Annotated in this window: 10 protein-coding genes and 2 pseudogenes; 6 read left to right on the top strand and 6 right to left on the bottom strand. The window is 71.7% G+C overall.

What is annotated here, in order from left to right; genetic code table 11:
• Window positions 1-12 precede the first annotated feature (12 nt).
• Together ABTY62_RS41785 and ABTY62_RS41780 are read right to left on the bottom strand one after the other, a co-directional pair.
• Window positions 13-1275: an LCP family protein gene (locus ABTY62_RS41785; RefSeq protein WP_502997625.1), complete on the bottom strand. Its 1263-nt coding sequence runs from the start codon at window positions 1273-1275 to the stop codon at window positions 13-15.
• 142 nt (window positions 1276-1417) lie between these two features.
• A complete protein-coding gene (locus tag ABTY62_RS41780) occupies window positions 1418-2185 on the bottom strand; it encodes a TIGR03089 family protein (RefSeq protein WP_352134611.1) in 768 nt (255 codons plus the stop codon).
• A gap of 128 nt (window positions 2186-2313) precedes the next feature.
• On the opposite strand from ABTY62_RS41780, the gene ABTY62_RS41775 reads away from it, so the two are divergent.
• The 3 genes from ABTY62_RS41775 to ABTY62_RS41765 all read left to right on the top strand — a co-directional run bounded on the left by ABTY62_RS41775 (window position 2314) and on the right by ABTY62_RS41765 (window position 6074).
• Complete coding sequence (locus tag ABTY62_RS41775; RefSeq protein ID WP_352134610.1) at window positions 2314-3738, top strand: peptidoglycan recognition protein family protein; 1425 nt, start codon at window positions 2314-2316, stop codon at window positions 3736-3738.
• Window positions 3739-3832: 94 nt separating this feature from the next.
• Window positions 3833-4933 carry a mannose-1-phosphate guanylyltransferase gene (gene manB, locus ABTY62_RS41770; RefSeq protein WP_352134609.1) on the top strand — a complete coding sequence of 367 codons (1101 nt, stop codon included), beginning with the start codon at window positions 3833-3835 and terminating at the stop codon, window positions 4931-4933.
• A gap of 235 nt (window positions 4934-5168) precedes the next feature.
• A complete protein-coding gene (locus ABTY62_RS41765; protein WP_352134608.1) occupies window positions 5169-6074 on the top strand; it encodes a DNA-3-methyladenine glycosylase family protein in 906 nt (301 codons plus the stop codon).
• A gap of 17 nt (window positions 6075-6091) precedes the next feature.
• Here the strand turns inward: ABTY62_RS41765 and ABTY62_RS41760 are convergent, their stop codons facing one another.
• The gene (locus ABTY62_RS41760; RefSeq protein WP_352134607.1) at window positions 6092-6682 is read right to left on the bottom strand and encodes an alpha-ketoglutarate-dependent dioxygenase AlkB; all 591 of its coding nucleotides are present in this window, start codon (window positions 6680-6682) and stop codon (window positions 6092-6094) included.
• Between the two features lie 39 nt (window positions 6683-6721).
• Window positions 6722-7462 (bottom strand): annotated as a pseudogene (locus tag ABTY62_RS41755) (isocitrate lyase/PEP mutase family protein); the annotation flags it as partial.
• 129 nt (window positions 7463-7591) lie between these two features.
• Here ABTY62_RS41755 and ABTY62_RS41750 point away from each other — a divergent pair.
• Entirely contained in the window at window positions 7592-8239 is a 648-nt protein-coding gene (locus tag ABTY62_RS41750) for a DUF7691 family protein (protein WP_352134606.1), read from the top strand.
• A gap of 2 nt (window positions 8240-8241) precedes the next feature.
• Here ABTY62_RS41750 and ABTY62_RS41745 read toward each other — a convergent pair.
• A pseudogene (locus ABTY62_RS41745) lies at window positions 8242-9286 on the bottom strand (MFS transporter).
• A gap of 143 nt (window positions 9287-9429) precedes the next feature.
• Between ABTY62_RS41745 and ABTY62_RS41740 the strand changes: the two are divergent.
• Window positions 9430-10668: a WD40 repeat domain-containing protein gene (locus ABTY62_RS41740; RefSeq protein ID WP_352134605.1), complete on the top strand. Its 1239-nt coding sequence runs from the start codon at window positions 9430-9432 to the stop codon at window positions 10666-10668.
• Window positions 10669-10711: 43 nt separating this feature from the next.
• Here the strand turns inward: ABTY62_RS41740 and ABTY62_RS41735 are convergent, their stop codons facing one another.
• Entirely contained in the window at window positions 10712-11575 is an 864-nt protein-coding gene (locus ABTY62_RS41735; RefSeq protein WP_352134604.1) for an NAD(P)H-binding protein, read from the bottom strand.
• A 132-nt stretch (window positions 11576-11707) separates the two neighbouring features.
• On the opposite strand from ABTY62_RS41735, the gene ABTY62_RS41730 reads away from it, so the two are divergent.
• Window positions 11708-12136 (top strand): MarR family winged helix-turn-helix transcriptional regulator, encoded by a 429-nt coding sequence (locus tag ABTY62_RS41730; protein WP_352134603.1) that lies wholly within the window; start codon window positions 11708-11710, stop codon window positions 12134-12136.
• Window positions 12137-12429 lie beyond the last annotated feature (293 nt).

Raw genomic sequence — 12429 nt, 5'->3', positions numbered from 1 at the left:
CTTTTGGCGGCTTTACTCGCACATGTCATGGGCTGCGGTGGTTCCCTCGTACGGCGTCGACCTCTCGCTCTTCTCGCTCTTCGGATCGTCGCCGGACGCGTGGGTGACCGTCTTCGCCACCGATACCGGATGATCGAGCCGCAGTTGCCGAAACAGCCGGTCGGCGTCGGGCTGGACCAGCTCATCGCGGTTCCGGTCGTACGTGTAGGGCTGCCGCGGAATCGTGAGGAAACGGATCTTCTCACGGGGGATGTGCCGTATTCCGCGGGCCAGATCGTACAGGTCCTTCAGTGAGTTCAGACCCGGATCCGTGGTCAGTGACGAGGTCGCCGCGTCGAGCACCGGGTACAGCCGGCGGGGATTGAGCAGCACACCATTGCTCTGCAACTTCTTCACAAGCGAGCCGAGGAACTGCTGCTGCCGGCCCATACGCTCGGTGTCGCTGCCGTCACCGATGCTGTAGCGCGCCCGGACATAGCCGAGGGCCTGCTCGCCGCGGAGCGTCTGACGGCCCGCGGGCAGCTTCAGATGCGCCTCGTCGTCGTCGATGGGCTCTTTCAGACACACCTCGACGCCGCCGACGGCGTTCACCATCTTCTTGAAGCCGCGGAAGTCCACGATCATGTGGTGGTCGAGGCGGATGCCGGTGAGCTTTTCGACGGTGCGGATCGTGCAGGCCGCCCCGCCGAATTCGAACGCCCAATTGAATTGGGCGAACCTGGCCTTGGCGCGCGTCCCGTCCGGCCGGGTGCAGCTGGGGATGTCCACCATCAGATCGCGCGGGATGGAGATGGCGGTCGCGCTCTTTCCGTCGGCCTGGAGATGCAGCAGGATCGTGGTGTCCGAGCGCTGGGTGCCGGTGTCCTGGCCGTACTTGCCGTTGCCCTTGCCGCCGCGGTTGTCGGAGCCGATGAGCAGGATGTTCTGTGCGTCCCGGACCACCGCCACCGGCCGCTCGGCCTCGTACTTCCGCAGCTCGTTGGTGGTGCGGGTGTCGGTCTTGATGTTGCCGTCGAGGCGCTCGTAGAGCCACCACGCCGCCCCGGCCCCCGACAGCACCAGCAGGGCCACCGTGAGCGCGAGTACGCGCAGCCAGCGGCGGCGGCGCGGTCTTCGTTCCGGCGTCTCGCTGCCCGCACTGTCCGTTGTCACGTCTGCGTCCTCCCACCCGTCCCCCTCCTCGACCGGGAGGAGCGGTATCGGCCCGATGCCGGGGCCGTGATTACTGGAGCAGACGTACGAGCCCCGCACATGGTTGTACATCGCGTCGATCATCGCGCGGGGTGGACGGCGGATCCCGTGGGCTCGGCCCACGGGTCCGTCGGACGGGTCAGGGGTGGGGCGGGCTCCGCGGCGCCGCGGCGTGCGCCTCTACGGCGTGGGCGGCTGCGGGCGTGCGTGGCTGCGGCGCGGGCGGCTACGGCGTGGGCGGCTGCGGCGCGGTCGCGGTGACCCGCTCGCTCGCCCGGCGCTCCGCGAGGCGGCCCTCGTCCAGCCGGTCCAGGTGGCGGCACAGCACCACCGAGCCGCCCGCGGCCAGCGGCGCGTACAGCCCGTACGACAGCCCCTCCCAGGTGTCGTACGGCAGCCCGGACAGCACCCGGGAGCCGGGGCCGAGCCCCTGCCCGGCGGCGTCCGCGCGCGCCCGCTCCACCAGCTCCGCGCCCGTGAGCTCGAGGCCGCCCACGGCCAGCGCGGCCTCGTGCGGGTCCACCGGCGCGTACGGCGCGAAGCGGTCACCCTGGCCGGGTACCTCCACGGCGTAGTCGATGAAGCCCTCCGGCGGCTGCGGGAACCGCCCGCCCAGGGGGCGCAGCGCCAGCGCCACTCGCTCCCCGGAGCAGGCGCGCGCCTCCTCCAGCGTGTCCGGGCCGCTGACCACGAGGTCGGCGGCGGCCGGGTCGCCGCCCACCTCTGCCACCACGCCCACGGAGGAGCAGGCCAGCAGCCACACCGCGGTCTGCCAGTGGGTGGGCAGCAGCAGCGCCAGCCGGTCGCCGGGTGCGGCGGCCAGCTCGCCCTGGAGGAGATTGGCGGTCTTCGCCACCCAATTGGCGAAGGTGGCCACGGACAGTTCGACGCGCTCGCCGGTCGCGTCGTCGTAGAAGGTCACAAGCGGACGCGCCGGATCTGCGGCGAGCGCGGATCGCAGCAGGTCGGCGGGGGTGTGGTCGGTAGCGTTCATCGGCGTCAGGGTACGCGGCGCCGGGGTGCGCCGGACGCGGTGTGCGGGGTCGGGGATCCCTGATCGGGGTCCGTTCCGGCGCCCTCTCGAATGGACACATTTGTTGCGTTATGTCCAGGATTTTCACCATGCGTGCATTTCTGGCATCCTCGATCGGCGTCGTGTGCACCGCCGCCCTCGCCCTCCCCCTCACCCTCAACCCGCCCCCGGCCCGCGCGGACCGCGCGGCCGGTGCGGACCCGGCCGGCGGCACCCAGTCGCTGCCCCTGCTGCCGCTCGGCGGCGGCGGCCTCAACCGGGGCGCGGTGATGTCCTCCGGGCCCGTGCAGGGGGTCGCGCCACGGAGCGTGCGGCCCTTCTCCCTCGTCGGCGTGGTCTGGGACGACGCCTCCGCGCCGCTGCGCGGGCAGGTGCAGGTGCGCACCCGTGCGGCGGCCACCGGCGTCTGGTCGGACTGGCGCGACCTGGAGGCGCTCGACGACGACGCCCCCGACCCCGACTCGTCCGAGGGCGGCGACAGCCGCCGGCGCGGCGGCACCACGCCCCTGTGGGTCGGCGACTCGGACGGCGTCCAGGCCCGCGTCCGCCCCAGCGACGGCTCCCGTCTGCTCGCCGCCCGGCCGGCCGACCTGCCCTCCGGGCTCCGCCTGGAGCTCGTCGACCCCGGCCGGGCGCCGGACCTGCCCTCCAGGCTCCGCCGGTCCCCGGCCACGCTCTCCCGGCCGCTGACGACCGACCCCAGCTCGGATCCCGGCTCCTCCGAGGATCCCGCCGCGTCCGCCGAGGACCCGTCGGGCGATCCCGAGTACCCCTCGGCGCCCCCGGAGCTCCAGCAGCCCCCCGAGCCCGAGCCCTCCCGGCCCGCCTCCGACTCCGACCCCGGCGCCGGTACCCAGCCCCCGCGGGAGCTCCCCGCGGAGCCGCCGGACACCAGCGCCGCCCGCCCGCACACCGCGCCGCGGCCCCGCATCGTCACCCGCGCGGGCTGGGGCGCCGACGAGAAGCTGCGTGAGAAGGGCCACCGCTACACCAAGACCGTGAAGGTGGCCTTCGTCCACCACACCGTCACCGGCAACGCGTACAGCTGCTCGCAGGCCCCGTCCATTATGCGAAGCATCTACCGGTATCACGTCCAGAGCATGAAGTGGCGTGACTTCGGCTACAACTTCGCCGTCGACAAGTGCGGAAACATCTACGAGGGCAGATCCGGCGGCGTGACCAAGGCGGTTCAGGGCGCGCACACGCGCGGCTTCAACACGAACAGCATGGGCATCGCGGTCATCGGCACCTACTCCTCCAAGAAGCCCGCCGCCAAGGCGGTCAAGGCCGTGGCCAAGCTCACCGCCTGGAAGCTCGGCCTGTTCGGCAAAAATCCCCGCGGCACCACCCATCTGAAGTCCGCCGGCGGGAACAGGTACAAGAAGGGCACCAAGGCCAAGCTGCGCGTCATCTCCGGACACCGCGACGGCTACAACACCGAGTGCCCGGGAACTGGCCTCTACGGCAAGCTGGGCACCGTGCGCAGCACGGCCGCCCGGCTGCAAGGCCGCTGACCGCAGGGCCGCTGACCAGGCGCGGGCGGGCGCTCACGGTCTGCATACACTGGCCGCCGACCCGGCGAGCCCCAGCAGGAAGCAGAGACGATACGTGACCACAGCGCCATCGACGCCAGAAGCGATCCTCCTGGTCGGCGGCAAGGGCACCCGGCTGCGGCCGATGACGGTGAACACCCCCAAGCCGATGGTCCCGGCGGCCGGCGTCCCGTTCCTCACGCACCAGCTGGCGCGCGCCCGGGCGGCGGGCGTCGAGCACATCGTGCTCGCCACGTCGTATCTGGCCGAGGTGTTCGAGCCGTACTTCGGTGACGGCTCGTCACTCGGCCTGCACCTGGAATACGTGACCGAGGAGGAGCCGCTGGGCACCGGCGGCGCGATCCGCAACGTCGCCTCGCGGCTGCGCTCGGGCCCGGACGACCCGGTGCTGATCTTCAACGGCGACATCCTGACCGGGCTCGACATCGGGGCGCTCGTCGACACCCACCGCTCCACCGGCGCCGATGTCTCCCTGCACCTCACCCGCGTCACCGACCCGCGGGCGTACGGTCTGGTGCCGACCGACGCCACCGGGCGCGTCACCGCTTTCCTCGAAAAGCCGCAGACCGCCGAGCAGATCGTCACCGACCAGATAAACGCGGGCGCCTACGTCTTCAACCGCTCGGTGATCGACGCCATCCCGGCCGGCCGCTCCGTCTCCGTCGAACGCGAGACATTCCCCGGCCTGCTGGCCGCGGGCGCCCACCTCCAGGGCATGGTCGACTCCACGTACTGGCTGGACCTCGGCACCCCCCAGGCCTTCGTACGCGGCTCCGCCGACCTCGTGCTCGGCCGCGCCCCCTCCCCGGCGGTGCCCGGCCGCTGCGGCGACCGGCTGGTCCTGGACAGCGCGTTCGTGGCGCGCGACGCCAAGCTCACCGGCGGCACGGTCATCGGGCCCCGGGCCCGGGTGGGCGCGGGCGCCCGCATCGACGGCTCCACGGTGCTGGCCGGCGCGGTGGTCGAGGAGGGCGCGCAGGTCAGCGACTCCCTTATCGGCGCGCGGGCCCGGATCGGGGCCCGTACGGTGCTCCAGGGCGCGGTGGTCGGGGACGGCGCGCTGGTGGGGGCGGACAACGAACTGCGGGACGGCGTGCGGGTGTGGTGCGGGGTGGACATTCCGGCGGGGGCGGTGCGGTTCTCGTCCGATCAGTAGGGGTGGCCTGCCGGCTGCGGCTTGTGGGTGGCTGGTGCGTGCGTGGTGCGGGGGCGGGGCCTCCGGGGCTGTCACCCTGGACCGCATATTTACGGCGCCGGTGCCCGGAAGCGTGGCCTTACCCGGAACTTGGCGCCACAAATATGCGTAAGCGTCCAGGGCACCACCCCTGCACCCCCACCCCCTCCCGCCGTCCCCCGGCTCTCCCGCCCCGCGCGCGTCGTAGGGTGGCGCTGTGCCCGCCCACCGCAGCTGGACCCCCTCCGGTCCGTACGACCTCGCGCGCAGCCTGAGCGTGCTGCGGCGGGGACCGGGCGACCCGGCGTTCCAGGTGTCCGCCGACGGCGCCATCTGGCGCGCCAGCCGGACCCCGGAGGGCGCGGGGACGCTGCGTGTGGTGCGCAGGGGCGAGACGGTCGAGGCGCAGGCCTGGGGGCCGGGCGCCGACTGGCTGCTGGAGCGGCTGCCCGCGCTGCTCGGCGCCGACGACGACCCCTCCGCCTTCACCCCCCGCCACCGCCTGGTGCACGAGGCACACCGCCGCCACCCGGGCCTCCGGCTGATCCGCACGGGTCTGGTTCTGGAGTCGCTGATCCCCTCGATCCTGGAGCAGAAGGTCACCAGCGACGAGGCGTACCGGGGCTGGCGGCTGCTGCTCCAGCGCCACGGCGAACCCGCCCCCGGCCCCGCCGAGCGGCTGCGGGTCATGCCCGATCCGCGCACCTGGGCGCTGATCCCGTCCTGGGAGTGGCACCGGGCCGGCGTCGACGCCAAGCGCTCGTCGACCATCCTGCGGGCTGTACGGGTCGCCCGGCGCCTGGAGGAGGCAGCGGCCATGGACCTCGCCGCCGCCTCGGCCCGGCTCCAGGCCATCCCGGGCATCGGGCCGTGGACGGCGGCGGAGACCCTTCAGCGCAGCAACGGCACGCCTGATGCGATCACGGTCGGCGATCTGCATCTGCCGAACATCATCGGCTATGCGCTCACCGGCGAGCGCGGCACTGATGACGCGGCGATGCTGGAGCTGCTGGCCCCCTACGCCGGCCAGCGCCACCGCGCCGCCCGGCTGATTGTGCTGGCCGGCCGGGTCCCCCCACGCCGCGCTCCGCGCTTCTCGGTCCGGGACTTCCGGGCGATCTGAGTGGGCGGGGCATCTGTTCAGGGCAGGATCGTGCGGAATGTCACCGACACCCGACGTCCGCGGGGGACACGGCCTGCCGCGCCGGGGTCGCTCTTGCGCGGGGCGATGGCATGGCGCCAGGTGTACCGGGCCGGGCCCGCCATGACCAGCAGGCTGCCCGGCGCCAGCGGCACCGCGAGTTTGGTGTTGTCGGCGGGGTCGGTGAAGTCCATGAGGCAGCTGGAACCCAGGGATATCGCGGCGACGACCGGGCCGAAGCACGGCACGCAGTCGACGTGGGCGCTGATCCCCTGCCCTGGCTGATACTCGTTGACGATGACTTGCTCCGCCTTGTCGTCCATCAACTTTTCGGCCACGAGTCGGGCAGCCAACTCCCGGGCCCACTCCGGAAGCGGCGGCGCGGATTCCGCCGAGTCGGCGGCCACGCTGCGGCGGCCGTAGTCGTACCGATGGCCATAATGCTGCACACGCCGCTTCAGCTGCGCCGACCATGACGCCGCGTCGATGCTCGCGAGCAAGGCCGCGCCGGTGTGGGGAGTGAGCCAGTCGGCGATGTAGCGCAGCCCGGGTACGGCCGCCGGCGTGGCGTGGTCAGAGGTCTCGGACATGCCGGCACACTAGCCATCCGTTTTGGTGGTCCGTGCCACCAGTGCCTGTACCTCCGCATAGGAGGGGGCTGTGAGGTCCGTCGACCGGCCGTCGCGGATGGCGGTCGCGGCGGTCACGGCCGCCGCCAGGGCCCTGCGGTAGAGCAGCGAGCCGAGGCTGACCCTGCGCACGCCCAGCGCGGCCAGCTCGGCGACGGTGGGTCCGGTCGGCGTGTACAGGATGTTCAGCGGAACGAGGAGGGCCGCCGTCAGGGCGGCGATCCCGTCCGGATCCGACAGCCCCGGTACGAACACCCCGTCCGCCCCGGCCTGTTCGTAGACCGCGAGGCGCGCCGCGGTGTCTTCCTGGTGGCGTCCTAGCCAGTGGGTGTCGGTGCGGGCGTTCACGAACAGCGCGGGCACGGCGGCCTTGACCGCGGCGATCTTCGCGGCGTGCAGCTCCACGGGGGCGAGGGTGCCGTCCGGCCGGCCGTCCTCCAGGTTGATCCCCGCGGCGCCCGCGTCGTACAGCTCTCGGGCCAGTTCGGCCACTTCCTCCGGGTCGTCGCTGAAACCCCCTTCGGCGTCGACGGTGAACAGGAAGGAGCCCTGCCCGAGCTGGCGGGCCAGGGCCAAGGTCGCGTCCCTGGTCGCGGCCGCCCCATCCGGCAGTCCGGCGGCCGCGGCCACGCCCAGGCTCGTGGTGCCGATCGCCGGGAAGCCCTGCGCCGCCAGGGCGGCCGCGGAGGCGTAGTCCCAGGCGTTGGGCAGTAGCAGCGGGGCGCCGGGCTGGTGGTGCAGGGCATGCAGTCGGGCGACGGACTCATGTGTCGTGTGTGTCATGTCCCGACGCTAGGGCGGGGACGGTTCGGCGCCGCCCGAACCGTCCCCGGGGACCGGGGTGTCAGTGGCGCTTGCGAACATGGCCGCATGAGCCGCGTGATCACCATGAAGACCGTCACCCTGAGCCGGGCCCTCGGCTATGTGCAGGGGGGTGAGCTCACCGCCCAGCAGGAGCGGATCCTCGACACCGCACGCGAGCGGGCGCGGGCCGCCCAGCACAGCCTCGACCATCAGGACATCGACTGGGACCTCACCGTCCCCGAGGCCCTGGAACACCTCATCAGGGGCCGGGCCGACGCGGTGGGCGAGTGCGTCGGCAACGCGTACTACACCGCGCTGCTGGCCGTCATCGAGTGCACCGGATCCGACCCCATCGACGTGGGCGTGTATTCCAAACCGTTCACCTTCTTCGGCCTCATGGACGACGAGCTCCGGGCCCTGGGAGTCCCCGCCGATCTGCTGCCGTCCGGCTTCCTGTTCGCGGACTTCGCCGACCTGCTCCCGTTCACCGTCCCGAGCCCCATGGACGGCTCCCCGGCCATCGGCTATCTCCCCCTGGCCAAGGCCAAGACCGTCGCCGACGCCTATACGGCCGTACTCGACCGCATGGACCGCGGCTTCGTCCACGACGCCGAACTCCTCATCGACAAACTCAATGTGGAGCACGAGGAGTGGCAGAGCGCGCTGAAGTACGGCCACACCATGGACACGCTGCTGTTCTGGACTGTGGGCTGACCCTATGCCCGCCGTTGTTTGAAGATCAGCGGTGCCGTGACGCACGCGGTGGCGAGAAGGATGCCGAAGCCGACCGTCAGGGCGGTGGTGTAGCCGTGCACGGACGCCCCGGCCGGCGTGGCGTGGCGCGCGGACGCCAGGTGTGAGGCCGCGGCGTTGGTCGCGATGGTGTTGAGCAGCGCGGTGCCGAGCGCGGCCCCGAGTTGCTGGGAGGCGTTGTAGGCGGCCGACGCGGCTCCGATGTCGTACGGGTGCACGTCCGAGGTGGCCAGGCCGGCGGTCGGGGGCAGGACGCAGCCGAGGCCGAGGCCGGTGAGCACCAGGGCGGGTACGAGATACAGCGGCAGGACGTCCGTGGTCTGCGGTGTCAGGCGGGTCAGGATGAGCATTCCGGCGGCCGCGGCGATCAGCCCGGGCAGGATCAGCATCGCGGTGGCGGTCCGCCGGCACGAGCGCCGTGCCGAGTACGGCGAACAGGGCGATGGGGACGTTGATGTACAGGCACCACCGCCAGCTCGTGTACTCGGTCAGCAGCCCTCCGGCGACCAGGCCGAGGGCCGATCCGGCGGCCCCGACCGCGGCGAACACACCGAACGCCCGGCCGCGTTCGCGAGGCTCGGTGAACGTCGTGGTCAGCAACGACAACCCGGCGGGCGCGAGCGCGGCGGCGAACACTCCTTGCAGGGCCCGGGCCCCGAAGAGCATCCCGGGGTTCATGGCGGCCCCGCCCAGCGCGGACGAGGCGGCGAAGCCGACCAGGCCGATGATGAACGTGCGCCGGTGGCCGAGTGCGCTGCTGACCCGGCCGCCGATCAGTAACAGCCCGCCGAAGGCCAGGGCGTACGCGGTGATCGCCCACTGCCGGCTCGCGTCGGACATGCCGAGCGCGGTCTGTGCGGAGGGCAGCGCGATGTTCACGATCGTTCCGTCGAGGACCACGAGAAGCTGGGCCGCGCTCACCGCCGGCAGAGCCCACCACAGCCGCCGGTTGTCGTGGGTCTTGACGGCAGGCTCCGCCCCGGGCGGTTTGATGTCTGGGGAGTTCATGTCTTCGAGTCTTTCGTTGAACTGACTCCGGAGACTTTTCATGGCCGCGGTCCGCGACCCGGGGCCGATGAGCGGATAACCCTCAACCCCGGGTCGAACCCGGGCGGGGCCCGTGTCAGTCCCTCCGTATAGCTTCGGCTGCCATGACCAGCCTGGATACAACGATGAGGTTGTCGGCCGACCCGGCAAAGGTGAAGTTCTACCGGATCGCCGTCGAGGGCTCCCGGCTGATCCGCTCGGCGTGGACCGAGGGAAGGCGGCCCCGGGAGACCGTGACGGAGTGCGCGAGCGAGCCCGAGGCGGAGCGGGAGTTCGAGAAACTGTGCTGGAAGAAGCTGCGGGAGGGCTTCGCCCACGTCGCCGACGCCGCCCAGGCGGCGCGCGGCGCCGTCGTGTTGGACGTCAAGGTCCCCAACCGGTCCTGGGCCGAGGCGTTCGACCTGTCCCCGGACGGCCGGACCATCGTCGTCGGCACGATGCTCAAGGACGCGTACGGCGCCGAGATCCACCTGATCGACGTCGGCACCGGACACCGCCGGCTGATCCACGCCGAGCCAGTGGGCGACAGGCAGACGTTCGTGCACGCCGTGCACTTCGACGCCGGCGGTGAGCACATCGTCTACGCGCTCAATGAGGAAACGCGCCTGTTCAATCCGGCAAGCGGGCAAACCCGGGTGCTCGCCCAGTACAGGGAGTTCCAGGACGCCCACTTCAACCCTTTCCGCGTGCGTCCTTCATGGGACGCGGCCCGGCGGCGGCTGCTGCTCTTCGACACCGGCGACCGCGTCCGCATAGTCGACATGCTCGACCAGGACGGGAACGACGTGTTCGCGACGTCCGCGGAAAGGCCCTCGACGCGCTGCTGGGCGGGCGCGCTTTCGCCGTCCGGGAAGCTCATGGCGCTGTGCTTCACCAAGGGGTCCCGGTACAAGGACGACGACCCCGAGGTCACCGAGGTCGAGATCTGGGACATCGACCGGCGCAAGGTCGTGCGCCGCATCCCGATGGACCGGAAGCCGCATTCGATCGGCTTCGATCCCACCGGCACGCTGTTGGTCGCCAACCCCGAGTCCAACGAGGGCCCGCGCGCGTACTCCCTGGAGACCGGCGAACTCGTCTGGCACTTCCCGCACCCGTTTCTCGCCGACCGCGGGGCCACCTGCTACGGCTGGGCGTACTCGCCCGACGGCTCCACCCTGGCCATCGGCCGACGGGGGAACACCGATGTCGTCGACGCCGTTACCCGCCACAGTGACCCCGCCTTCACACACCGCCCAGGAGACCTGGGCACGGGGCGCACCTATACGGTCAGGATCTCGGCGGACGGCACGCTCGTCGCCTCCGGCGGCGACACCGGCCGCATCATCGTCCGCAAACTCTGAGCGGGCGGGGACGAAGGGCGCCTGCCTCGTTCCCGATGGGCGCTCAGGCGCCGAGTGCCCGCCGGAACACGTCCGCGTGGGCGGCGCACCAGGCGGTGAAGGTGCCTGGTTTGCGGGCGAGGAGTTGCTCGACGGTGTCCGTGCGGAGTCCGGTGGTGTCGGCGCGCATGAGGGTGAAGCCTTCTATGAGGGCCTGGGCGAGGGCCGGTGGTGCTCCGTGGGGGAATCGGGACCGTACCGCCTCGGCGGCTGTGGCGACCTCGCGGATCTCGATGGCGGTCCCGGTTGTTTCCGCGAGGATGCGGACCTGGTCGGTGATGGTGAGCGTCTCGGCGCCGGTGAGGACGTATTCCTTGTCCTGGTGGCCGTCCTGGGTCAGGGCGAGGGCGGCGACTGCGGCGATGTCCGCGGGGTCGATGGGTGCGTAGCGGCCGGGGCCGATGGGGTCGAGGACGTAGCGGGCTTCGCGGAGGGTGGGCAGCCAGTCCAGGGCGTTGGTCATGAAGCCGCCGGGGCGCAGGAAGGTGGCCGGGATGCCGGAGGCGCGGACGAGGTTTTCGCGTTCGTGGTGCCAGCGGCCCATGGCGGGCATGGGGTCGCCCAGGACGTTGAAGGAGGACAGGTGCACGATGTGGCGTACTCCGGCGGCCCGGGCGGCGGTGACGGCGTGTGCGGTGTGGTCGGTGCCGATGCCCGGGGTGAGCAGGAACAGGCGGTCTGCGCCGTGGAAGGCGGAGGTGAGTGTCGTCGGTTCGTCCAGGTCGGCCACGACGCGTTCGGCCCGCTGGGGCAGGTCGGCGGCGCGGTCCGGGTCGCGTACGAGGATGCGGAATTCGACGCCTTGGGCATCGAGTTGGCGGACGAGTTCGCGGCCGATGTTTCCGGTGGCTCCGGTGAGCAGTAGCATGACACTCCTTCGGTCATTTGCCGGTTAACGAGTTCATCGGGCCGGACGTTAGCCGGGAAATGATTAGCCGTCAAACGATCGACTGGTGGCCTCGGGTGCCCGCCCCGTACACCGCCTCACCGGAAGGCCGCGATGCCCGAGTTCCTGGACCTGCACAGCAAGACGTCGAAGACCCTGCGGGCCCTGGCCGAGCGCGGTATGCGGGAGCACGGCCTCCACCTCGGCCAGAACCACCTCCTCGCGGCCCTCTGGGAACACGACGGCCGCACCCCGGGCGAGATCGCCGCGGCGCTCCACGTCACCACCCCCACCGTCACCAAGATGGCCACCCGCATGGCCGCCACCGGCCTGCTCACCCGGCGCCCCGACGACCGGGACAGCCGCCTCGTCAGGCTGTGGCTCACCGACGCCGGACGCGCCCTGCGACAACCGGTCGAGCAGGAACGCCGACGCATGGAGGCAGCCGTGACCGCGGACCTCACCGACGACGAACGGCGGCACCTGCTCAGCGCGCTGACGAAGATCCACCGCGCCGCGAACGACCTCCTGGACGACGCCTGAAGTCCTCGTTGCCGCCCTCGACACCGTCCTCGACGCCGTCATCGATCCGGCTGAACCGCCTCCGCCGGGCCCGCGCGGTCAGCCGGACCACGCCGCGCCGCCCATCAGAGGCCGGCCCTGCGGCAGCGGACCTCTCGTCGTCCGCCCGTGGGTGTGACCGCGTTCGGTGGCCGTCCGAGCCAGGAGGCGGTGACCGACGGCTTGTTGATTCCGGCGGTGGAGCCATCGTGGGGCAGGAGTTCAGTTGGGGCGATGTCCTTGCCTGGTTCGAGGGCTCTTCCATCATCTCCCAG

Source organism: Streptomyces sp. NPDC097640 (assembly GCF_040302705.1).
Lineage (GTDB): Bacteria > Actinomycetota > Actinomycetes > Streptomycetales > Streptomycetaceae > Streptomyces.
This window is presented reverse-complemented; position numbering and strand designations above follow the sequence as displayed.